Source organism: Pseudomonas sp. P97.38 (assembly GCF_001269745.1).
GTDB classification, from domain to species: Bacteria; Pseudomonadota; Gammaproteobacteria; order Pseudomonadales; family Pseudomonadaceae; genus Aquipseudomonas; species Aquipseudomonas chlororaphis_E.
The window spans coordinates 13,839-36,574 of sequence record NZ_LHVJ01000022.1 but is presented as its reverse complement, the minus strand read 5'-3'; the positions used below and the strand labels follow the sequence as shown (position 1 = coordinate 36,574).

At 63.2% G+C, this 22,736-nt stretch carries 22 protein-coding genes; 14 read left to right on the top strand and 8 right to left on the bottom strand.

Annotation, left to right across the window (positions count from 1 at the left end):
- The first annotated feature begins 11 nt into the window (after positions 1–11).
- Together choX and AD664_RS17550 are read left to right on the top strand one after the other, a co-directional pair.
- The gene (gene choX, locus AD664_RS17555) at positions 12–932 is read left to right on the top strand and encodes a choline ABC transporter substrate-binding protein (RefSeq protein WP_053148209.1); all 921 of its coding nucleotides are present in this window, start codon (positions 12–14) and stop codon (positions 930–932) included.
- A gap of 114 nt (positions 933–1,046) precedes the next feature.
- Positions 1,047–2,615 carry a SulP family inorganic anion transporter gene (locus AD664_RS17550; RefSeq protein WP_053148207.1) on the top strand — a complete coding sequence of 523 codons (1,569 nt, stop codon included), beginning with the start codon at positions 1,047–1,049 and terminating at the stop codon, positions 2,613–2,615.
- A gap of 42 nt (positions 2,616–2,657) precedes the next feature.
- Here AD664_RS17550 and aroE read toward each other — a convergent pair whose 3' ends face one another.
- On the bottom strand, positions 2,658–3,476 hold the full coding sequence (aroE, locus tag AD664_RS17545) for a shikimate dehydrogenase (RefSeq protein WP_053148205.1): 819 nt from the start codon (positions 3,474–3,476) through the stop codon (positions 2,658–2,660).
- 13 nt (positions 3,477–3,489) lie between these two features.
- Positions 3,490–4,404 (bottom strand): oxygen-dependent coproporphyrinogen oxidase, encoded by a 915-nt coding sequence (gene hemF, locus AD664_RS17540; RefSeq protein WP_053148203.1) that lies wholly within the window; start codon positions 4,402–4,404, stop codon positions 3,490–3,492.
- A gap of 163 nt (positions 4,405–4,567) precedes the next feature.
- Between hemF and AD664_RS17535 the strand changes: the two genes are divergently transcribed.
- Positions 4,568–5,545, top strand: a complete 978-nt coding sequence (locus tag AD664_RS17535; RefSeq protein ID WP_042728915.1) for an NADPH:quinone reductase — start codon at positions 4,568–4,570, stop codon at positions 5,543–5,545.
- A 186-nt stretch (positions 5,546–5,731) separates the two neighbouring features.
- Here AD664_RS17535 and AD664_RS17530 read toward each other — a convergent pair whose 3' ends face one another.
- The 4 genes from AD664_RS17530 to AD664_RS17515 form a co-directional block, all read right to left on the bottom strand.
- Positions 5,732–6,967: a hypothetical protein gene (locus AD664_RS17530; RefSeq protein WP_053148201.1), complete on the bottom strand. Its 1,236-nt coding sequence runs from the start codon at positions 6,965–6,967 to the stop codon at positions 5,732–5,734.
- 179 nt (positions 6,968–7,146) lie between these two features.
- Positions 7,147–7,704: an L-threonylcarbamoyladenylate synthase gene (locus AD664_RS17525; RefSeq protein ID WP_053148199.1), complete on the bottom strand. Its 558-nt coding sequence runs from the start codon at positions 7,702–7,704 to the stop codon at positions 7,147–7,149.
- A 61-nt stretch (positions 7,705–7,765) separates the two neighbouring features.
- On the bottom strand, positions 7,766–8,860 hold the full coding sequence (gene dprA, locus AD664_RS17520; protein WP_053148197.1) for a DNA-processing protein DprA: 1,095 nt from the start codon (positions 8,858–8,860) through the stop codon (positions 7,766–7,768).
- 80 nt (positions 8,861–8,940) lie between these two features.
- A complete protein-coding gene (locus AD664_RS17515) occupies positions 8,941–9,966 on the bottom strand; it encodes a LysM peptidoglycan-binding domain-containing protein (RefSeq protein ID WP_053148195.1) in 1,026 nt (341 codons plus the stop codon).
- 181 nt (positions 9,967–10,147) lie between these two features.
- On the opposite strand from AD664_RS17515, the gene def reads away from it, so the two are divergent.
- The 5 genes from def (at position 10,148) to AD664_RS17490 (ending at position 14,754) form a co-directional block, all read left to right on the top strand.
- Positions 10,148–10,654 carry a peptide deformylase gene (gene def, locus AD664_RS17510; protein ID WP_042731214.1) on the top strand — a complete coding sequence of 169 codons (507 nt, stop codon included), beginning with the start codon at positions 10,148–10,150 and terminating at the stop codon, positions 10,652–10,654.
- A 71-nt stretch (positions 10,655–10,725) separates the two neighbouring features.
- Positions 10,726–11,685 carry a methionyl-tRNA formyltransferase gene (fmt, locus tag AD664_RS17505; RefSeq protein ID WP_053148193.1) on the top strand — a complete coding sequence of 320 codons (960 nt, stop codon included), beginning with the start codon at positions 10,726–10,728 and terminating at the stop codon, positions 11,683–11,685.
- Complete coding sequence (gene rsmB / locus AD664_RS17500) at positions 11,682–12,992, top strand: 16S rRNA (cytosine(967)-C(5))-methyltransferase RsmB (RefSeq protein ID WP_053148191.1); 1,311 nt, start codon at positions 11,682–11,684, stop codon at positions 12,990–12,992. Before fmt ends, rsmB begins: the two co-directional genes overlap by 4 nt.
- A gap of 24 nt (positions 12,993–13,016) precedes the next feature.
- A complete protein-coding gene (trkA, locus tag AD664_RS17495; protein ID WP_053148189.1) occupies positions 13,017–14,390 on the top strand; it encodes a Trk system potassium transporter TrkA in 1,374 nt (457 codons plus the stop codon).
- Positions 14,391–14,442: 52 nt separating this feature from the next.
- Positions 14,443–14,754, top strand: a complete 312-nt coding sequence (locus AD664_RS17490) for a tetratricopeptide repeat protein (protein ID WP_053148187.1) — start codon at positions 14,443–14,445, stop codon at positions 14,752–14,754.
- A gap of 20 nt (positions 14,755–14,774) precedes the next feature.
- Here AD664_RS17490 and znuA read toward each other — a convergent pair whose 3' ends face one another.
- Entirely contained in the window at positions 14,775–15,698 is a 924-nt protein-coding gene (gene znuA / locus AD664_RS17485; protein ID WP_053148315.1) for a zinc ABC transporter substrate-binding protein ZnuA, read from the bottom strand.
- A gap of 66 nt (positions 15,699–15,764) precedes the next feature.
- On the opposite strand from znuA, the gene zur reads away from it, so the two are divergent.
- From zur to AD664_RS17465, 4 genes are read left to right on the top strand one after another with little or no spacing between them, the layout of a single operon-like run.
- Positions 15,765–16,247: a zinc uptake transcriptional repressor Zur gene (gene zur / locus AD664_RS17480; protein ID WP_053148185.1), complete on the top strand. Its 483-nt coding sequence runs from the start codon at positions 15,765–15,767 to the stop codon at positions 16,245–16,247.
- Complete coding sequence (gene znuC, locus AD664_RS17475) at positions 16,247–17,029, top strand: zinc ABC transporter ATP-binding protein ZnuC (RefSeq protein WP_053148183.1); 783 nt, start codon at positions 16,247–16,249, stop codon at positions 17,027–17,029. Before zur ends, znuC begins: the two co-directional genes overlap by 1 nt.
- Positions 17,022–17,810, top strand: coding sequence for a zinc ABC transporter permease subunit ZnuB (znuB, locus tag AD664_RS17470; protein ID WP_042731207.1), 789 nt, complete (start codon positions 17,022–17,024; stop codon positions 17,808–17,810). The genes znuC and znuB overlap by 8 nt, the downstream gene beginning before the upstream one ends.
- 37 nt (positions 17,811–17,847) lie before the next feature.
- Positions 17,848–18,561: a PA5502 family lipoprotein gene (locus tag AD664_RS17465; protein ID WP_053148181.1), complete on the top strand. Its 714-nt coding sequence runs from the start codon at positions 17,848–17,850 to the stop codon at positions 18,559–18,561.
- Positions 18,562–18,678: 117 nt separating this feature from the next.
- On the opposite strand, the gene katE is transcribed toward AD664_RS17465, so the two are convergent.
- Positions 18,679–20,817: a catalase HPII gene (gene katE, locus AD664_RS17460; RefSeq protein WP_053148179.1), complete on the bottom strand. Its 2,139-nt coding sequence runs from the start codon at positions 20,815–20,817 to the stop codon at positions 18,679–18,681.
- A gap of 208 nt (positions 20,818–21,025) precedes the next feature.
- On the opposite strand from katE, the gene AD664_RS17455 reads away from it, so the two are divergent.
- Together AD664_RS17455 and AD664_RS17450 are read left to right on the top strand one after the other, a co-directional pair.
- Entirely contained in the window at positions 21,026–22,033 is a 1,008-nt protein-coding gene (locus AD664_RS17455) for a methionine ABC transporter ATP-binding protein (protein WP_053148177.1), read from the top strand.
- Positions 22,033–22,707: a methionine ABC transporter permease gene (locus AD664_RS17450; RefSeq protein WP_041024679.1), complete on the top strand. Its 675-nt coding sequence runs from the start codon at positions 22,033–22,035 to the stop codon at positions 22,705–22,707. Before AD664_RS17455 ends, AD664_RS17450 begins: the two co-directional genes overlap by 1 nt.
- The last annotated feature ends 29 nt before the right edge of the window (positions 22,708–22,736 follow it).

The following is a 22,736-nucleotide window of genomic DNA, read 5'->3' as shown; positions in this document are numbered from 1 at the left end:
AGGGGAAGCACATGCAAAAGTTATCCACAGTACTGGCCGCCGGGCTGTTGGCATTGAGCAGTGCGTCGGCCTGGGCCGAGCAAAGCTGCGAAACCGTGAAGATGGCCGATCCGGGCTGGAGCGACATCGCGGCGACCAACGCCATCGCCGGTTTTCTGCTGGACGGCATGGGCTACAAGCCCAAGGTCGATACGCTGGCGGTGCCGATCACGTTCGGCGGCCTCAAGGATGGCCAGGTCGATGTGTTCCTCGGTAACTGGATGCCGGCGCAGCAGGGCTTCTACGACAAATTCGTCGCCAACGGCGATGTCACGCAATTGGCCAAGAACCTGGAAGGAACCGAGTTCACCCTGGCAGTGCCGGACTACGTCTGGGAGGCGGGTGTGCATAACTTTGCCGACCTGAACAAGTTCGCCGACAAGTTCGAGAAGAAGATCTACGGCATCGGTTCCGGCGCCCCGGCGAACCTGTCCCTGAAAGAGATCATCAAGACCAACGATTTCGGCATGGGTGAGTGGAAGCTGGTGGAGTCCAGCGAGCAGGCAATGCTGGCGGAGGTCTCCCGGGCCGTGAAGAAACAGAAGTTCGTGACCTTCCTCGGTTGGACCCCGCACCCGATGAACGTGCAACTGAAAATGCATTACCTCAAGGGCGGCGAGAAGTACTTCGGCGACACCGGCAGCGTTTATACGCTGACCCGCAAAGGTTATGCACAGGCCTGCCCGAACGTCGGCAAGCTGCTGACCAACCTGAGTTTCACCCAGGAAATGGAAAACAGCATCATGGCTGACGTGGTGAACAACAAGGTCAGCAACGCCGACGCAGCCAAGGCCTGGATCAAGGCCAACCCGGCCGTGCTGGATAAATGGCTGGACGGCGTGAAGACCGTGGATGACAAGGACGCGTTGGCGGCGGTGAAGGCCAAACTGTAAAGCCGGCCGTTGTGGCGAGGGGATTTATCCCCTCGCCACAGATATGATCTTCACCACAGAGAGAGCGGTGCATTGTCCTGTTACTCTTGCGCCAAACCCCATCCTCGAGGCCCCATGGCATTGCCCACGCGCCATTCACTCTTTCCGTTCCTGAGCTGGCTTCCCCGTCAGACCCGCGCCAGCGTCGGGCGGGACCTGATCGTTGGCCTGAGCGGCGCGATTCTCGCGTTGCCCCAGTCCATTGCCTACGCCCTGATTGCCGGCCTGCCCCCCGAATATGGTTTGTACGCGGCGATCGTGCCGGTGCTGATTGCCTGCCTGTGGGGTTCCTCCTGGCATCTGATCTGCGGTCCTACGGCGGCGATCTCCATTGTCCTGTACGCCAGCATCAGCCCCTTGGCCGTGCCAGCCAGCCAGGACTACGTCACCTTGATCCTGCTGCTGACCGTGCTGGCGGGTGTTTTCCAGTGGTTGCTGGGGTTGTTGCGTTTCGGGGCGCTGGTGAATTTCGTCTCGCACTCGGTGGTGCTGGGCTTTACGTTGGGGGCGGCGGTGGTCATTGCCCTGGGCCAGTTGCCAAACCTGCTGGGCCTGGACCTGCCGAACGAAGCCACGGCCCTGAAGGGCGTGCTGGCGCTGCTCAGCCACATCGGGGCTGTGGATAAACCCTCCTTGCTGCTGGGCTTGGCCACGCTGGCCCTGGGGATAACCCTGAAAAAGGCGTTGCCGCGTTGGCCGAGCCTGTTGATAACCCTGGTTATCAGCAGCCTCGTGGTCTGGCTGTGGCCCGCGATGTTCGGGCATGTGGCACTGGTCAGTGCCTTTAGCGGACGCTTGCCGCCGCTCTCACCGCTGCCATTGGACCTGGAGCTGATCCTGCGCCTGCTGCCCGGCGCCGTCGCGGTGGGGATGCTCGGGCTGGTCACCAGCCTGTCGATCGCCCGCTCGTTGTCGGTTCGTTCCGGGCAATTGCTCGATGCGAACCAGGAGGTGAGGGCGCAGGGCCTTTCCAACATCATTGGAGGATTTTTCTCCGGATCATTGTCGGCCGGTTCCTTTACCCGTTCCGGTCTCAGCTATGAGGCCGGGGCCTGCTCGCCGTTGGCCGGGGTGTTCTCGGCCCTGTGGGTGGCGCTGTTCGCCGTTGCCGGCGCAACGCTGATCGCGCACATTCCGATCCCGGCCATGGCCGGCAGCATTCTGCTGATCGCCTGGGGCCTGGTGGACCACCGTGCTATCCGCGCGCTGTACCGGGTGAGCCGCGCCGAATTCGTGGTCATGAGCCTGACGTGCCTGGCGACGCTGCTATTGGAACTGCAAACCGCGATCTACGCGGGCGTGCTGGCCTCGCTGTTTTTCTACCTCAAGCGCACCTCCCAACCGCGAGTGCAGCATTATTGCGAAGGGGAAGCGGAGGTCCTGCGGGTCGGCGGCTCGATCTTTTTCGGCGCCAGTCATTTCCTGCAAGTGCGACTGCAGCGATTGCAGGCACAACAGGTGGTCATCGATGCCCAGCAAATCAACTTCATCGATTACTCCGGGGTGGAAATGCTCCACCAGGAGGCCCGGCGCCTGCGCAGCCAGGGCCGCAGCCTGACCCTGCGCCGGGCCCGCCCCCAAGTGGTGGAAGAGCTGAAGAAGCTGGAGGGGGCGGAGCACTGCCCGATTCAATTCGAGGATTGAGGCGGTTCGCGTTGTGGGAGCAAGGCCTGCCCCCACAGCGCCCTACAGCGCCAACTGGCGGCGCAACTCCGCCAGCACCGGCGCGGTGTCCGGGCGCACGCCGCGCCACAGGTAAAAGGCCTCACCCGCCTGTTCGGCCAGCATGCCCAAGCCATCCATCGCCACCGCGCCGTGCTCGCGTGCCCAACGGCAGAACGAGGTCGGCTCCTTGCCGTACATCATGTCGTAGCACAACGTCTTGCCCGGCTCGATCAAGCTGGCGGCAATCGGCGGCACCTCCCCTGACAGGCTCGCCGACGTGGCGTTGATGATCAGGTCCACCGGCTCTTGCAGCCAATCGAAGCCACTGGCAGACACCGGGCCCAGGTCGGCGAACAGCTCGGCCAGCAGCTCGGCCTTCTCCACCGTGCGATTGGCGATGATCACCGAGGCCGGCGCTTGCGCCAACAACGGCTCCAGGGCGCCGCGCACCGCACCGCCGGCGCCCAGCAGCAGGATGCGCTTGCCCTGGAGGCTGAACCCCGCGTTGACGGTCAGGTCGCGCACCAGTCCGGCACCGTCGGTGTTGTCCCCCAACAGGCGCCCATCGGCCAACTTGCTCAACGTGTTCACAGCCCCGGCGCGCTGCGCCCGCTCGGTCAGGTTGTCGGCCAGGCGGAAGGCGTCTTCCTTGAACGGAACGGTGACATTGGCGCCACGGCCCTCGCGGAAGAATGCCCGCGCGCACCCGGAAAAATCCTCCAGGGGCGCCAACAGCGTGCTGTATTCCAACGCCTCTCCGGTCTGCTCGGCGAACAACCGGTGGATCAGCGGCGACTTGCTGTGGCCGATCGGATTACCCATTACAACGTAGCGATCCATGAGCGCTCCTCGTTCAGGCCGTCGCCAGCCAATCGCGATCCTGCAGGAAGTATTCGGTCAATCGGGCTTCTTCGCTGCCCGGCTCCGCTTTCCAGTCGTAGCCCCAGCGCACTTGCGGTGGCAAGGACATCAGGATCGACTCGGTACGTCCGCCCGATTGCAGCCCGAACAAGGTGCCGCGGTCATAGACCAGGTTGAATTCCACGTAGCGCCCACGGCGATATTCCTGGAACTCGCGCTGCTTGGCGGTGAAGGCGTCATGTTTGCGCCGCCGCATGATCGGCAGGTAGGCGTCGATGTAAGCGTCGCCGATGGCGCGCATGAAGGCGAAGCTGGTGTCGAAATCCCAGGCGTTCAGGTCATCGAAGAACAGGCCGCCGATGCCCCGTGGTTCGTTGCGGTGCTTGAGGTGGAAATAGCTGTCGCACCAGGCCTTGTAGCGCGGATACACCTGCGGGCCAAACGGCGCGCAGGCTTGCTCGGCAATGCGGTGCCAGTGCACACAGTCTTCTTCCACGCCGTAGTAGGGCGTCAGGTCGAAGCCGCCGCCGAACCACCAGACCGGCTCTTCGCCTTCCTTTTCCGCGATGAAAAAGCGCACGTTGGCGTGGGACGTCGGCACATGGGGATTGTGCGGATGGATCACCAGCGACACGCCCAGGGCCTCGAAACCGCGCCCGGCCAGTTCCGGCCGATGGGCGCTGGCCGACGGTGGGAGACCGCTGCCAAAGACGTGGGAAAAGTTGACGCCGCCCTTTTCGATCACCGTGCCATTTTCGAGCACCCGGGTGCGCCCACCGCCACCGGCAGGCCGGGACCAGGCGTCTTCGACGAAGCGAGTGCCACCGTCCTCGGTTTCCAGGGCGGCGCAGATACGGTCTTGCAGGTCGAGCAGGTAGGCTTTCACGGCCTCGGTGCGAGTGGACATGACATCACCTTGATCAGGGCTACGCTACGCGGCGTAACGAGCCGGCGGCAAAAAGGGCGCACAGGATACCACCGCGCTTGCCTACGCCACAGTTGACGAAGGTCAGGCTTAGGAGTCCGATAGCAGGCTTGGTAAAAAGTCCCGCGACAAGGAGAAAGTGAAGATGGCCAAACGTATCCAGTTCCGTTCCCACGGCGGCCCCGAAGTGCTTGAGTACCTGGACTATGAGCCCGCCGAGCCGGGCCCGCAGCAGGTGCGCGTCAGCAACAAGGCGATCGGTTTGAATTTCATCGACACCTACTACCGCAGCGGCCTGTACCCGCCGCCGGCACTGCCTTCGGGCCTGGGCGCCGAAGGGGCCGGCGTGGTCGAGGCGGTCGGCACGGGCGTCACACGGTTCAAGGTCGGTGACCGGGTGGCCTACGGCAGCGGTCCGCTGGGCGCCTACAGCGATGTGCATGTGCTGCCCGAAGCCAACCTGGTGCACCTGCCGGCGTCCATCAGTTTCGAACAGGCGGCCGGGGTGATGCTCAAGGGCCTGACCGTGCAGTACCTGTTGCGCCAGACCTATGAGCTCAAGGGCGGCGAAACCATTCTGTTCCACGCAGCCGCCGGCGGCGTGGGCTCTTTGGCCTGCCAATGGGCCAAGGCCCTGGGCGTGAAACTGATCGGCACCGTCAGTTCCGCCGAGAAAGCCGCCGTCGCCAAAGCCCACGGTGCCTGGGAAACCATCGACTACAGCAAGGAAAACGTCGCACAGCGCGTACTGGAATTGACTGACGGCAAGAAGGTCCCAGTGGTGTACGACGGCGTCGGCAAGGACACCTGGCTGACGTCCCTCGACTGCGTGGCGCCTCGCGGCCTGCTGGTCAGCTTCGGCAATGCCTCCGGGGCGGTGGATGGCGTGAACCTGGGGATCCTTTCGGCCAAGGGCTCGCTGTACGTTACCCGCCCGACCCTGGCGACCTACGCCAACAACGCCGAAAACCTGCAACGCATGGCCGACGAGCTGTTCGGCATGATCAGCAGCGGCAAGCTCACGGTGGACATCAACCAGCGTTACCCACTGGCAGAAGCGGCCAAGGCCCAGGCAGAACTGTCGGCGCGCCGCACCACGGGGTCGACCATCCTGTTGCCTTGATTCAAAGGGTACGCAGCCCTCGAGAACCGGCTGACGCGGTTTGTCTGGAACAACGCGTCGGCCTTTTTTGGGGCGGCTCCGCCACCCAGCGGGAGCAAGCTCCCTCGCCGCGGAGGTGTTGCGGCGAGCGCGGGTCGACGTGATTCCGCGCTCGGATCGCCAGCAATGCTCTGGCTGTATTATCGATCAACGCAGAGGTCGGGATAGGCTATATGTCCCTGGGTCTTTCCCAAACCTTTCAAGCGCTTTCTGAAGATCATCGAACTTCTTGTTTGCTTCTTCTTTTTTTGGCGCGCTGGCTCCGCTTTGCAAGATCGCCTGCTCTCGTTTTAGCTGGAATATTGTGTTTTCCATCAAGGCTTTCCGGGCATTAGCCTGGTTATCCATTTCTTTAATGCACCAATCCGAGAAATTTTTCTGACCTGTATTTGGGTTGGGCAATAAAAGCGCCGACATACACAATTGCTGTTGGTCATCGGAAAGAACGATGTTATTGACGATGCCTTCGACTGTTTTGGCTATCTGTTGTATGTGGGCATCTGATCGTTGGCTGCCGATGCCGGCGGTTTCTATTTTTACCTTTATTTCTCCGTCCGCAATGACACCTTTTGTCTCGGCGATTGCGCTGTCGATGACACTTTTGTCGTCTTTGAGGTTTTTTATTTTTTCCGCCAACCCCGATGCGGTTTGATCCATTTCCGATGTGTCGGCCTTGGGGTCCGCTTTTTTGGCGTCGCTGATTTTCTTGTCGACAACTGTCTTCTCTGCTTCCAGGGCAGAAATTCTGTCACTGACCTTCTCTCTTTCAGCTCTTTGTTCGGAAAGTGACTTGGTCGCTTCAGCCCGCCCGCTTGTCGTGAGGGCGATGGGGGGTGATTTGATCGTTCCGGTCAGTTGTTCGATCGCCAAGAGGGCGACCGTGTTTTTTTGGAAGCGCCTCATCAGCAGGTCATATTGAGGGGCACTGATCGCGCCAGACATGTAGCTCTCACACAGGCGATAGCCAAAATCACGCAGCAACTGAATGCTTTGCGTACGAATGCCTGTGAACGCGGCGCCATCCTGCATGGCGAAAGCCAATTCACCACTTGCCTTATCTGGATATCCCCCTTTTGCCGCTACCTCATAAGCAAGAGAGGCCATTGCATCGGGGCTGGGTTCGGCACATACAAACATCCCGTTCTTTTTGTGCTCCTGCGAAACAAGCTTTCCGGTCGAATCGTATGTTTTTGTTATGTTCTCATTGGGGGCTACCAGGATCGCTCTCTGTCGAATATCGCTCATGGAGCTTTCCCCATGAGAAATATCAAATGTTCGGTAGATGCTATTCAGGTTGGCGCATCCGGCAATCGACACAATGGTGACAGCTAATAAGGCCCCCTTCATGGCGCATGGCTCCCTTTGCTTGGCGATGATGGCCATTTGGTATAGCTCACGGGATCGATATCCGCGACCGAGCCAAGCAAAAAGAATTTTCGAAGGGGGGGATTCATAACGCACTTTTCGTAAGCGGGGGCGGCTTCGCCACCCAGCGGGGATAAATCCCCTCGCCACGGAATACGCGTCCACCGCCACATCCTTGTGAGCAGGGTGTTTTCGGCTCAGTCCGGCCGGACCACTTTTCCGGTCGCCAGGTCGCGGATCACGCTGGGGTTCTTGCGTCCGCCAAGGTTGCCGCCCAGCACCAGGTCGACCTGTCCGCGGAAATACTGCTCGACGCGAATCCGTGTGCGCGCCGCCGGACGGCCCTGGGGGTTGGCCGAGGTGGAGACCAGCGGTCCGACCAGTGAACACAAGTCGCGCACGGTGGGGTGGTCGCTGACCCGCAGAGCAACGGTGTCGTGCACGCCGGTGATCCATTCCGGCAGCAGGTCCTGGTGCGGCACCAGCCAGGTATTGGGCCCTGGCCAGGTGCTGGCCATGCGGTCGATCCACGCTTCGGGGAAGTCTTCGAACAAAAAGTCGAACTGGTGGATGTTGTCCGCCACCAGTATCAGGCCCTTGTCGGGCAGCCGCGACTTGATCGCCAGCAGGCGCTCCACCGCTTCCTCGTTCCACGGGTCGCACCCCAGGCCCCAGACCGCTTCGGTTGGATAGGCAATCACCGCCCCGGCGCGAATTTCTCGCGCGGCTTGTTGCACACGCCAACTGTTGACCATGAACGATTCTCCGCAACACAAGATAAGGCTGTGCGCAGTTTACCCATCTTGCTCATAAAACCTAGCGGGCAAACCAGCGTCCGCTGTCGCAGATGGCTCGTCCCTCCATTTCCAGCTCGGTCAGCGCCGCCAATACCCTGGGCAGGCCCCAGCCACTGGCATCGGCCAGCGCCTCGCTGCTCAGTGGCGCGGCATGGAGCAAGCGCAGCAGCGGATGGATGACCGGCGTGGGTTCCGCCGCCAGGGGCAAGCGCTGCCAACCGCGCAACGCCTCGAGGATGTGCTCGACGGTCTCGACCAACGCCGCACCGTCACGGATCAGTTGATGGCAGCCACGGGCACCGGGGTGATGGATGGAGCCGGGAATCGCATAGACCTCGCGCCCCTGCTCCGCCGCCAGGCGAGCGGTGATCAGCGAGCCACTGGCAACACTGGCCTCGACCACCAGCACGCCCAGGGACAAACCGCTGATGATCCGGTTGCGCCGCGGAAAGTGGCTGGCGTGGGGTGGGGCGTCCAACGCAAACTCCGAGAGCACCGCGCTGCCCTGGGCAATCATCGCGTCCGCCAGGCGCCGATTGCGCTGTGGATAAAAATTTTCCAGCCCGGTGCCCAGCACACCGACGGTGCACCCGCCCACCTCCAGCGCGGCCTGGTGCGCCGCCGCGTCGATACCCAGGGCCAAGCCGCTGGTGATGACAAAACCGGCCCCGGCCAGGCTTCGGGAAAACGCCGCGGCCGTGTCCATTCCCGGTCGCGAAGCCCGGCGGCTGCCGACCATCGCCAACTGGGGTTTTTCCAGGATCGAGGCGTCGCCGGCGACGAACAGCAACGGCGGTGGGTCGCTGATCTGCGCCAGCAGGGCCGGGTAATCGGCCTGGTCCCACATCCGTAAATGCTGGCCCGGACGCTCTAGCCAGGCCAATGCGTGGGCGGCGCCGTCACGCACCTGGGGGTTGCGCCGAGCCTCGGCACACGCCACGGGCAAGCCCAATGCACGCCAGGCACTGGCCGGCGCGCTGAGGGCTTTGGACGCCGAGCCAAAGGCGTGCAGCAAGGTCATGAAACGTTTGGGTCCCAGCTCCGGCAAGCGGTGCAGGCGCAGCCGGGCCTCCAGTTCCGCCGGGGAAACCGGAGCAGATTCAGGCAATGACATCGGATCATCCTTGATCGTAATAAGCCCCGCGTAAACGGGAACAAGCTGTGGATAACTCTGTTGGTAACTTGTGAGAGACGTTATGGATTACGGACCTTGTCGAGTACCGCCAACGAACGCGAGGCGTACAGCACCAGGCCATAACTGAGCTTGTCGTAGGTGCGGAACACCATCAGCAGTCCAGCCCGTTCATCCGGGATCTTGACCGGTTGGCCAGTGATGCGGTCGCGCACGGTTTCGCCGGTCTTCATCACCGCCAGCACATTGCCCTCGACGAGCCCGTCGCGGCGTCCCTTGTTCAGGGTCACCACATCCAGCGCGCCGATCTGGGTGACGCCCCGGGGTACATCGAGAATGACCCCGTTGATGGCCGATTCAGGCGCACTGGGCATGAAGGTCGAGTTGATCGAGCGGCCCTCGCCGCTGAACAGGCGGTCCCCCAGGCGCACTTCCTGGGTGGTGCGTTGCAGCACCAGGGTGGTGACGTCGCCCTCGCTGGCCACCACCTCGCCGCCACCGATGTCATCGGCGTTGATGCCCAGAAACTCCTTGGTCTCGGGGTCGGTGTAGACCTTGCCCTGGCGGAAAATGCCGTACGCGGTCTCGTTCGGGTCGAAAGTGCCACGGGCGAAGACCCGGTCACCCGCGCCGCTCAAGACCCGCTCGGCATTGCCGGCGACGACGTAGGGGGCCTTATCGAAATCCTCGATCCGATCGACGATGCGATTGCTCAGCAGGAAACTGTTGATGGCTTGCAGGGGAATGCTCGGGATGGCATCGGCCACCGGCGAGCTGCGCACCCGCGGCGACAACTTGATGGTGCCCCGCGAAGCGCCGCGGTTGAGGGTCAGCCGGGGCTGGCCGTCGACGTAGACCAACGACAGGGTGTCGCCGGGATAGATCAGGTTGGGATTCTCGACCTGGGGGTTGGCCTGCCAGAGTTCTGGCCATTTCCAGGGTTCGCGCAGGTATTTGCCGGAAATGTCCCACAGCGTGTCCCCCGTCACCACTGTGTATTGCTGGGGAAAACCTTCCCGAAGTTGCACTTGCCCGTGCGCGATACCGGCCGAGGCCAGGAGCAGCAGGGCGAGTAGTGATTTCCTCATGCGGTGAATCCCTTTATTATGTGCGTTCGCGTAAAACGCCAGAGCCCCCGTGGCTCGCTCCGTCAGGCGCGCGGCTTCAAGCGGCGGCGCTTCGGAACAACGTTTTACAACGGTAGCCTGCATCCCAAGACACGCCAGGCCAGCCACCCGACTTTACCTCACACGTGCATTTATCAAGCTTATGGCCATTTTGAACATTCTCGAATTCCCGGACCCGCGCCTGCGCACTATCGCCAAACCGGTGGCCGTAGTGGACGACGAAGTGCGTCAGTTGGTCGATGACATGTTTGAAACAATGTATGAGGCGCCAGGCATCGGCCTCGCCGCGACCCAGGTCAACGTGCACAAGCGTATCGTCGTGATGGACCTCTCCGAAGACCGTAGCGAGCCACGGGTGTTCATCAACCCCGAGTTCGAGACCCTCACCGACGAGATGGAGCAATACCAGGAAGGCTGCCTCTCGGTGCCGGGCTTCTACGAAAACGTCGACCGCCCGCAGAAGGTCAAGATCAAGGCCCTGGACCGCGACGGCCAACCCTACGAGCTGATCGCCGAAGGCTTGCTGGCGGTGTGCATCCAGCACGAGTGTGACCACCTCAACGGCAAGTTGTTCGTCGACTACCTGTCGACCCTCAAGCGTGACCGGATCAAGAAAAAACTGGAAAAACTTCATCGCCAGAATGCTTGATGCCCTCCTTCAAAGGCTTGCCACGGCAAGCCTTTTTCTTTATGCGACTGCTGTGTAACTGAGAGCCTCCCATGACTGAGCCACTGCGCATCGTCTTTGCCGGCACCCCCGAATTTGCCGCCGAACACCTCAAGGCCCTGCTGGCCAGCCCGCATGAAATCGTCGCGGTCTACACCCAGCCCGATCGCCCGGCCGGTCGCGGTCAAAAACTGATGCCCAGCCCGGTCAAGCAACTGGCCGTGGAGAACGGCATCCAGGTCTTGCAGCCGCCGACCCTGCGGGACGCGCAAGCCCAGGCCGAACTGGCCGCGCTGAAACCGGACCTGATGGTGGTGGTCGCCTACGGCCTGATCCTGCCTCAGGTGGTGCTGGACATCCCGCGCCTGGGTTGCATCAACAGCCACGCCTCGCTGCTGCCACGCTGGCGCGGGGCGGCGCCGATCCAGCGCGCCGTGGAAGCGGGTGACGCAGAAAGTGGCGTGACCGTGATGCGCATGGAAGCCGGCCTGGACACCGGGCCGATGCTGCTCAAGGTCAGCACCCCCATCAGCGCCGAAGACACCGGCGGCAGTCTGCACGATCGCCTCGCGCTCATCGGCCCGCCGGCCGTGGTCCAGGCCATTGCCGGCCTGGCCGCCGGTACGTTGGCGGGCGAGGTGCAGGATGACAGCCTCGCCACCTACGCGCACAAACTGAACAAGGACGAGGCTCGCCTCGACTGGGCTCGTCCGGCGGTAGAACTGGAATGCCTGGTGCGCGCGTTCAACCCGTGGCCAATCTGCCACAGCACCCTGAACGGTGAAGCCCTGAAAGTGCTGGCGGCCAGCCTTTGCGCAGGGAAGGGCACTCCCGGTGAAATCCTCGGCGCCAGCAAGGATGGTCTCGTGGTGGCCTGCGGTGAGCAGGCGCTGTGCCTGACACGCCTGCAATTGCCCGGCGGCAAGGCGCTGAACTTCAGTGATTTGTTCAACAGTCGCCGTGAGAAATTCGCCGTCGGCACCCTGCTGAGCCAAGCGGCGGACGCCTCATGAACCCGCGTCTGGCCGCCGCCAAGGCGCTCGCCGCCGTGCTCAGCGGGAAAGCCTCGCTCAACAGTGCCTTGCCGACCCAGTTGGACAAGGTCGAAGAACGTGATCGCGGCTTCACCCAGGACCTGGCCTTCGGCACCGCCCGCTGGCAGCCACGGCTATCGGCCCTGGCGGCCAAGCTGCTGCAGAAACCGTTCAAGGGTGCGGACGCGGACGTCGAGGCGCTGTTGCTGGTAGGGTTGTATCAACTGTTCTACAGCCGCGTGCCCGCCCACGCCGCCATCGGCGAAACCGTGGGTTGCGCCGACAAGCTGAAAAAACCTTGGGCCAAGGCCCTGCTCAACGCCGTGCTGCGCCGCGCCCAGCGCGAAGGCGAAGCCCTGCTGACCGAGCTGGAACACGACCCGGTGGTGCGCACCGCCCACCCGCGCTGGCTGCAAAAGTCCCTGAAGGCGTTCTGGCCCCAGCAGTGGGAAGCCATCTGCGCGGCCAACAATGCCCATCCGCCAATGATCCTGCGGGTCAACCGTCGGCACCACACCCGCGATGCCTACCTGGCCTTGCTGGGCGAAGCCGGCATCGCCGCCGCTCCGTGCGCGTACAGCCACGACGGCATCGTCCTGGAAACCCCTGGCGATGTCCGCGCGCTGCCGGGCTTTGCCGAGGGCTGGATCAGCGTCCAGGACGAAGCGGCCCAACTGGCCGCCGACCTGCTGGACCTGGCGCCCGGCCAACGGGTACTGGACGCCTGCTGCGCGCCAGGTGGCAAGACCTGCCACATTCTCGAAGCCGAGCCGAAGCTGGCCGGCGTGGTGGCCGTCGACCTGGAGGCCAAGCGCCTGGTGCGGGTCAAGGAAAACCTCGAGCGCCTGGGCCTGGACGCCGAGCTGATCGCCGCCGACGGCCGCGACACCGGTGCCTGGTGGGACGGCAAGCCGTTCCAGCGCATCCTGCTGGACGCGCCGTGCTCGGCCACCGGGGTGATCCGCCGTCACCCGGACATCAAGCTCACCCGCCAACCCGACGACATCGCTGCCCTGGCGTCGTTGCAGGGCGAACTGCTCGACGCGCTGTGGCAGACCCTCGATGTCGGCGGCATCCTGCTGTACGCCACCTGTTCGACGCTGCCGACCGAAAACACCGACGTGATCGCGGCCTTCCTCACCCGCACCCCCGGTGCCCGGGAGCTGGACATCGCCAGCCAGGCCGGCCTGAAGCAGCCCCATGGCCGCCAGTTGCTGGCCCAGGAGGGCGGTCACGATGGGTTCTACTACGCCAAGCTGATCAAGATCGCCGCCGCGCGCGGTTAAGACCGATTCGAAAGGAGTGACCGGATGAAAATCATCATCCTTGGCGCCGGGCAGGTCGGCGGTTCGCTGGCGGAACACCTGGCCAGCGAGGCCAATGACATCACCGTGGTCGATACCGACGGTGAACGCCTGCGGGACCTGGGCGACCGTCTCGACATCCGCACCGTGCAGGGCCGGGGCTCGTTGCCGACGGTACTGCGCCAGGCCGGGGCCGACGATGCCGACATGCTCGTGGCCGTCACCAACAGCGATGAAACCAACATGGTCGCCTGCCAGGTCGCCCACACCCTGTTCCACACCCCGACCAAGATCGCCCGGGTGCGCGAGGCGGCCTACCTGACCCGTACCGACCTGTTCGACAACGAAGCCATCCCGGTGGATGTGCTGATCAGCCCCGAACAGGTGGTGACCAACTACATCAAGCGCCTGATCGAGCATCCGGGGGCCTTGCAGGTGATCGACTTTGCCGAAGGCCAGGCGCAACTGGTGGCGGTGAAGGCCTACTACGGTGGCCCACTGGTGGGCCAGCAACTGCGCCAACTGCGCGAGCACATGCCCAATGTCGAGACCCGTGTGGCCGCGATCTTCCGCCGCGACCGGCCGATCCTGCCCCAGGGCGACACGGTGATCGAAGCCGACGACGAGGTGTTTTTCATCGCGGCCAAAGCGAACATTCGCGCAGTGATGAGCGAAATGCGCCGCCTCGACGAAAGCTACAAGCGCATCGTGATCGCCGGCGGCGGGCAGATCGGCGAACGCCTGGCCGAAGCCATCGAGAGCCGTTACCAGGTCAAGATCATCGAGATGAGCCCGGCCCGCTGCCGCTACCTCTCGGACACCCTCGACAGCACCGTGGTGCTGCAGGGCAGCGCCTCGGACCGGGACCTGCTGCTGGAAGAGAACATCGCCGACGCCGACATCTTCCTGGCCCTGACCAACGACGACGAAGCCAACATCATGTCGTCACTGTTGGCCAAGCGCCTGGGGGCGAAGAAGGTGATGACCATCATCAACAACCCGGCCTATGTCGACCTCATCCAGGGCGGCGACATCGACATCGCCATCAGCCCGCAACTGGCGACCATCGGCACCTTGCTGGCGCATGTGCGGCGCGGCGACATCGTCAGCGTGCACTCCCTGCGCCGGGGCGCGGCAGAGGCCATCGAGGCGATTGCCCATGGCGATGCCAAATCCAGCAAGGTGATCGGCAAGGCCATCCGCGACATCGGCCTGCCACCGGGCACCACCATCGGCGCCATCATCCGTGATGAGGAAGTGTTGATTGCCCATGACGACACGGTGGTCCAGGCGGGCGACCATGTGATCCTGTTCCTGGTGGACAAGAAGCACATTCGCGATGTCGAGAAGCTGTTCCATGTGGGGTTGAGCTTTTTCTGATCCAGGATTCGCAGCCGATCAATCCCTGCCACAACTCACAAGGACGCCAACCATGCTCGACTCCCTGGAAAAAATGCTCGCCAAGGGTGTGGATAACCCGTTGCTGCGCTTCGGCCTGGGCAAGGGCTATCTCGACCTTGGCGAATTCCCCCGTGCCGCCGAGCACCTGCAACGTTGCGTCGAGCTCGACCCCCAGTATTCGGCTGCCTGGAAACTGCTGGGCAAGGCGCACCAGGGCCGGGGGGATCTTGCGGCGGCGCGCACGGCCTGGGAGCAAGGGTTGGACGCTGCCCGGGGCCATGGCGACAAGCAGGCCGAGAAGGAAATGACCGTGTTCATCAAGAAACTCGATCGACAAGCCTGACGCCGCTGGAGCGCGTCGCCTTATAGCGACTCCAGGCACCCCGCCAGGTCATTGCCCAGTTTTTCCAGCAGTTGCTCGTATCCTTGCGCGGTCGCCGGCGTGTAGCCACCCAGTGCGTCCAGTTCCGCCAGCTTCACCGGCAACCCGGCCACCAGGGTTTCAGCCAGGCGTGGCCGCAGGGGCGGCTCACTGAACACGCAGGTCTTGCCCACGGCCTGCAAGCGCGTACGCATCGCCGCTACGTGCTGGGCACCGGGTTGGACTTCGGCCGCCACGGCGAACACCCCAGTGTGCTTGAGGCCGTAGTGGTCTTCGAAATAATCGAACGCTTCGTGGAAGACGAAGTACGGCTTGCCCGCGACCCCGGCCAGACGGCCCTTGAGGCGTGTGTCCAAGGCGTCGAGACGCTGGTTGAAGCCTGCGAGGTTGCTTTGATAGCGCGACGCGTTGGCCGGATCGGCCGCGCTCAGGTCCGCGGCCATTTTCGCGGCGATCACTCGGGCATTGAGCGGCGAAAGCCACAGATGCGCGTCGATCGTGCCGGGACGGTGATCATGATCGTGTTCGTCACCGTCCTCGTCGGTATGGGAATGGCTGTCCTCGGCGAAATGCCGCAGCTTGAGTTCCGGCAAGTCCTGCAGCGCGACAGAAGGCGCCGTACGACCGTTCAACACCCGCGGCAGGAAACCTTCCATGTCGGGACCGATCCAGTAGAGCAGGTCCACCGACTGCACTTTGCGTACATCGGAGGGCCGCAGCGCGTAGTGATGGGGCGAAGCGCCGGGCGGCAGCAGCACCTCAGGCACGCCCACGCCGTCCTGCACCGCCGCGGCAATCAGTTGCAACGGCTTGATACTGGTCAGGACCTTGACCTCGGCCTGGGCTGGGGCAATCAACAGGAAATTGGCGAAAAAAGCGACAAAGAGCAAAAAAAATCGGGACACGATGACCACTCGAAGAGGCGAGAACGGGTAACATAATAACGTCTCTCACTGAACTCGTCGCTGCCCATGCCTATTACACCCCTTGCCAGTCGCCCCCATGATCACTCCCACTGCGTACACAGCGCGCTGTCCGAGGCCGATGCCATCTGCGCGCGCCAAGGGTTGCGCCTGACGGCGTTGCGCCGCCGGGTGCTGGAGTTGGTCTGGCAAAGCCACAAGCCGCTGGGCGCCTACGACATCCTGGCGGTACTCAGCGAGCAGGATGGCCGCCGCGCCGCGCCGCCGACGGTGTATAGGGCGCTGGATTTCCTGCTGGAAAACGGCCTGGTGCATCGCATTTCCTCGCTCAACGCCTTCGTCGGCTGCAACCACCCGGAGCATGCCCACCAGGGCCAGTTCCTGATCTGCCGCGAATGCCACGCCGCCATCGAGCTGGAACAGAAATCCATCAGCGATGCGATCATCGCCAGCGCCCAGGACGTCGGCTTCGTGGTCGACACCCAGACCGTCGAAGTGGTCGGCCTCTGCTCCGGCTGCCAGGAGGCCTGATGAGCGACGCGTTGATCCGCCTCGAACAGGTGGCCGTCAAGTTCGCCGGGCAGAACGTGCTGGATGACATCCACCTGAGCGTCGAACCCGGGCAGATCGTGACCTTGATCGGCCCCAACGGCGCCGGCAAGACCACCCTGGTGCGCGCCGTGCTGGGCTTGCTCAAGCCCGACAGCGGCAACGTCTGGCGCAAGCCGAAGCTGCGGATCGGCTACATGCCGCAAAAACTCCACGTCGATCCGACGTTGCCGCTGTCGGTCCTGCGTTTCCTGCGCCTGGTTCCCGGCGTCGATCGCGAGCGCGCCCTGGCGGCGCTCAACGAAGTCGGGGCCGAACAGGTCATCGACAGCCCGGTGCAAAGCGTGTCCGGCGGCGAGATGCAACGCGTGCTGCTGGCCCGGGCGCTGTTGCGCGAGCCGGAGCTGCTGGTACTCGACGAGCCGGTCCAGGGCGTCGATGTGGCGGGCCAGGCCGAGCTGTACAGCCTGATTACCCGCTTGCGCGACCGGCACGGTTGCGGCGTGCTGATGGTGTCCCATGACCTGCACCTGGTGATGAGCACCACCGACCAGGTGGTCTGCCTCAACCGTCACGTCTGCTGCTCCGGGCACCCCGAGCAGGTCAGCGGCGACCCGGCATTCGTCGAGCTGTTCGGAAAGAACGCACAAAGCCTGGCGATTTATCACCACCACCATGACCACGCCCACGACCTGCACGGTTCGGTGGTCATTGGCGCACCGGTTACCCCCCATATTCATGGAGATGGCTGCAAGCATGGCTGATTTTCTGTTGTATGCCCTGCTCGCAGGCCTGGCCCTCGCGCTGGTGGCCGGGCCCCTGGGTTCGTTCGTGGTCTGGCGGCGCATGGCCTATTTTGGCGACACCTTGTCCCACGCGGCGTTGCTCGGCGTGGCCCTGGGCTTTTTACTGGACGTCAGCCCGGCGGTGGCGGTGACCGTGGGCTGCCTGTTGCTGGCGGTGGTGCTGGTGACGCTGCAACAGCGCCAGCCGCTGGCGTCCGACACGCTGCTGGGCATCCTGGCACCGAGCACGTTGTCCCTTGGCCTGGTGGTGCTCAGCTTCATGCACGATGTGCGCATCGACCTGATGGCTTACCTGTTCGGCGACCTGTTGGCCATCAGCCCGGCCGACCTGTCGTGGATCCTGGGGGGCAGTGCCGCGGTGCTGGCGCTGCTGGTGGCGCTCTGGCGCCCGCTGCTGGCCGTCACCGTGCACGAGGAACTGGCGCGGGTCGAAGGCCTGCCCGTGACGGGGTTGCGCCTGGCCTTGATGCTGTTGATTGCGGTGGTCATCGCCGTGGCCATGAAGATCGTCGGTGTGTTGCTGATTACTTCGTTGCTGATCATTCCGGCGGCTGCGGCACAACGTCACGCCCGCTCGCCGGAGCAGATGGCCTTGGGCGCGAGCCTGCTGGGCATGCTCGCGGTGTGCGGCGGGCTGGCCCTTTCCTGGTTCAAGGACACTCCGGCCGGCCCATCGATCGTGGTCAGCGCCGCCGCGCTGTTTCTGCTGAGTTTTGTCCTGCCTCGTCGAGGGGTGTAGACTTGCTCGCTTTTTGCGCAAATAGAGAGTCGCAGGAATGAAGCCGTTCGCCTCCCGTTATCTGCTCCTTGTCGCGCTTTCAGTGCTACTGGGCGCTTGCCAGAGTACGCCGCCGGTCACCGAGGCCCCCGATACCCGGGGCCCGGCCATCGCGCAGCTGGAACAAAGCCTGGCCGCCAATGAGCTGGCCACCGCTGAAGACCAACTGGCCACCTTGCAGGCCCAATCGCCTGAAGATGCGTCGCTGGAACCCTTCCAACGCCAGTTGGCCGAGGCGTATCTGCGCCGCAGCCAGATCGACCTGCAAAAGGGTGACGTCAACGCCGCCGCCACCGCCCTGAGCCGTGCCCGAGCCTTGATGCCCAAGGCCCCAGCGCTTACCGGCGAGGTCAACAGCGCCATTGCACAAGCGCGCAAGGCCGACCTGGACAAAGCCGAAGCGGCCCTCAAGGCGGCCGAAGCCAAGCCGGTCGCCAAGCTGATCGACCCCAGCGCCGAAAGCACCACCGTGGCGTTGAACATTGCCGATGTGCAGCAAATGCGTCGCCAACTGGATGCCATTGCCGCCGATGTGGTGAATTACCAATGCGATATCAGCATCCAGGCACCACGCACCGATGACTACCCGTGGTTGGCGACACTGCTGACCAAGCGGGTCAAGAAACTCGACCCTGAGTTCGACTTGAAGCTGCGCAAGCAGATCCTGCGCAGCGTGCCGGCGCAGGTGGTTCTTACACCGCGTAAATCCTAAAAAGCCTCGCGAGCAGGCTCGCCCCCACAAGGTTCAGTGATTTATCACAAGACCCTGTAGGAGCGAGCTTGCTCGCGATGGCGTACTGACAGGCAACAGAGCCTTTTCAGACACTCCTCAAGCCGGAATCGCCTTGGCCTTGGGCTCCCGCGCCCACACCCGGTGTTGCGCAATCGCGTCGAAGAACGCCTGGAACTTGCTGGCATCCGCGTCGGGAATCAGCCCGGCATCCGCCTCCAGCTTCAACAGCACCAGCAACTGCCGGGCTTCCCCGTTGAGGGCGATGGCCTTCAGATGCTTGTAGGCTTCCAACAGGTAATGCAACGCCACGCCATCGCTACTCAGCGCTTGGATGGACTGCGCGCCGCCCGGGACGAACACCGCGTCGAAGGCAATCGACGGCATCCCTTCCATGGATGCGTCCACCGGCAACGTTTGCCCATCGGCGGTGGTGACCGGCGCAGAGGTCGGCCCTAGGACCTTGGCGTGAGCGCCCTCGGCCTCCAATGCCTGTTTGAGCGCATCGATGATCGCGCCATCGACGCCATCAGCCACCAGCACCGCGACCTTGCGGGTCTTGATATCGCCCGAGAGCAGGTTCGCCTGGCTCAGCGCCGGGGATTTCTCCAGCGAAGGCGTCGGCACGTCCACGGTGCAAGCGGTGGGCGCTGGCAGACCCAGGTTCTTCGCTACTCGCCCGGCCAGTTCCAGGTCGATGTTGGCCAGGATCTCGTTGACCTGCCGCGCCCGGATGAACTCCCGCTCCACTTTGCCCAGCTCGAAGCTATAGGCCGCGATGATGTGCTCCTGCTCATGCGGGCTCATGCTCTTGTAGAACAGCCGCGCCTGGGAGAAATGATCGCCGAACGAATCGCTGCGCTGGCGGATCTTGTGGGCATCGATGCGCTCCGGATAACTCTCAAAGCCGCCGTCCTGCGGGCCGGGCGGGGTTTCCTTCGGCCAGCCGCCGTCGATGGAGTTCGGCTCGTAGGACGTGCGACCCTTGTCGATGGTGGTGCGGTGCATGGCATCACGCTGGCCGTTGTGCACCGGCGTGATGGCACGGTTGATCGGCAACTCATGAAAGTTCGGCCCACCGAGTCGGCTGATTTGCGTATCGGTGTAGGAAAAGAGTCGACCTTGCAGCAACGGGTCGTTGGAAAAGTCGATACCCGGCACGATGTGCCCAGGGCAGAAGGCAACCTGTTCGACTTCGGCGAAGAAGTTGTCCGGGTTGCGGTTCAGCACCATTTTGCCCAGGGGCGTGATGGGCACCAGCTCTTCGGGGATGATCTTGGTCGGGTCGAGCAGGTCGAAGTCGAACTTGTGCTCGTCTTCCTCGGCGACGATCTGTACGCCGAACTCCCATTCCGGGTAGTCGCCCATCTCGATCGCTTCCCACAGGTCGCGACGGTGGTAGTCGGTGTCTTTACCGGCCAGCTTCTGGGCTTCGTCCCACACCAGGGAACAGGTGCCGACCTTGGGTCGCCAGTGGAATTTGACGAAACTGCTGCGGCCTTCGGCGTTGATCATGCGGAAGGTGTGCACGCCAAAGCCTTGCATGCTGCGCAGGCTTTTTGGAATGGCCCGGTCGGACATCGCCCAGATCACCATGTGGGCCGACTCCGGCACCAGCGAGACAAAGTCCCAGAAGGTGTCGTGGGCCGAGCCACCGGTAGGGATCTCGTTATGCGGCTCGGGTTTGACCGCATGGACGAAGTCGGGAAACTTGATCGCGTCCTGGATGAAGAACACCGGCATGTTGTTGCCTACCAGGTCGAAGTTGCCTTCGTCGGTAAAAAACTTCACCGCAAAACCGCGTACGTCCCGCACCGTGTCACCGGAACCCCGTGGGCCCTGCACGGTGGAAAACCGCACGAACACCGGCGTTTTCTTGCTCGGGTCTTGTAGGAAACCGGCCTTTGTCAGCGCCGAATGGGCTTCATAGCTCTGGAAGTAACCGTGGGCGCCGGTGCCGCGGGCGTGGACGATACGCTCCGGGATGCGCTCGTGGTCAAAGTGCGTGATCTTTTCACGCATGATGAAGTCTTCCAGTAACGACGGCCCACGGGCGCCGGCGCGCAGGGTGTTCTGGTTGTCGGCGATTTTCACGCCCTGATTGGTGCGCAACGCCTGTTCGGTGGCGTCGGAGCGGAAGGTTTCCAGGCTATCGAGCTTGGCGTTGGTGTTGCCGCGGTCCAGGGTGTCGGTCCCGGCCAACTGGCTCTTGTCGACCGGGGGCTTGTTGGTGCTCATCAGGCGTCACTCCTCTTTGCGATCTGTGGCTGCTTTAGGAGTGACCTGCACCGCCAGGCGGTGTTCCTTTTTTATGCCTTTGATCGCGTTATTGCCAAATGACAGGTCAGATCGCAAATAAATGCTAAGAACCTCTATACGGACAGGCTAAAATGCGCGCCCGGCTAACCGCTGATCTTTTTCCAACGCGCCCCACAAGGTTCGCTACGTGATCGAGTTTCAAAACGTCCATAAAACCTACCGGGTCGCCGGTAAGGATATCCCCGCCCTGCACCCGACCAGTCTGACGATTGAGAACGGTCAGGTCTTCGGCCTCATCGGCCATTCCGGTGCGGGAAAAAGTACCCTGCTGCGCCTGATCAATCGCCTGGAAGACTCCAGCGGCGGCAAGATCATCGTCGATGGTGAAGAAGTCACCGCCCTGGACGCAGGCGGCCTGCGGCGCTTTCGCCAGCAGGTCGGGATGATCTTCCAGCACTTCAACCTGCTGGCCTCCAAGACTGTGGCCGACAACGTGGCGCTGCCCCTGACGCTGGCCGGCGAACTGTCGCGCGGCGAAATCGATCGCCGGGTCGCCGAGCTGCTGGCGCGGGTAGGCTTGTCCGACCACGCCCGCAAATACCCGGCGCAGCTGTCCGGCGGCCAGAAGCAGCGCGTCGGCATTGCCCGCTCCCTGGCGACCAAGCCCAAGATCTTGCTGTGCGACGAAGCCACCAGCGCGCTGGACCCGCAGACCACCGCCTCGGTGCTGCAACTGCTGGCCGAGATCAACCGCGAGCTGAAGCTGACCATCGTGCTGATCACCCATGAAATGGACGTGATTCGTCGGGTCTGTGATGAAGTGGCGGTGATGGACGCCGGTGTGATTGTCGAGCAGGGGCCGGTGGCCCAGGTGTTCCTGCACCCCAAACACCCGACCACCAAGCGTTTCGTCCAGGAAGACGAGCAGATCGACGAAAGCGAACAGCGCGACGATTTTGCCCACGTGCCCGGGCGCATCGTGCGTCTGACGTTCCAGGGCGATGCGACCTACGCCCCATTGCTCGGCACCGTCGCCCGGGAAACCGGGGTGGACTACAGCATCCTGGCCGGGCGCATCGACCGCATCAAAGACACCCCCTACGGGCAACTGACCCTCGCCATCACCGGCGGTGACATGGAGGCGGCGTTCGCCCGCTTCACCGCGGCCGATGTCCACATGGAGGTGCTGCGCTGATGGAACTGCTGACGAATTTCTTTGCAAACATCGACTGGCTGGAAATCTGGCTGGCCACCGGCGACACCTTCCTGATGCTGTTCGGCTCGCTGTTGTTCACCGTGCTGCTCGGCCTGCCACTGGGGGTGCTGCTGTTTTTGTGCAGCCCGCGCCAGTTGCTCGAAGCCCGCGGCGTTTATGCGCTGTTGTCGCTGATCGTCAACATCCTGCGCTCGCTGCCGTTCATCATCCTGTTGATTGTGATGATCCCGTTCACGGTATTGATCACTGGCACCTCCCTGGGCGTGGCCGGGGCGATCCCACCACTGGTGGTCGGTGCGACACCGTTCTTCGCCCGTCTGGTGGAGACCGCCCTGCGCGAAGTGGACCGCGGCATCATCGAGGCGACCCAGGCCATGGGCGCAACGACCCGGCAGATCATCGTCAACGCCTTGCTGCCGGAGGCCCGTCCGGGCATCTTTGCCGCGATTACGGTGACCGCGATCACGCTGGTGTCCTACACGGCCATGGCCGGTGTGGTGGGTGCCGGTGGCTTGGGCGACCTGGCGATCCGCTTCGGCTACCAGCGCTTCCAGACCGATGTCATGGTGGTCACAGTGGTGTTGCTGCTGGTGCTGGTGCAGGTCCTGCAAACCGTGGGCGACAAGCTGGTTGTGCATTTCTCTAGAAAATAAGGCGTCGTGCCAAAACCATGAGCCAGCCA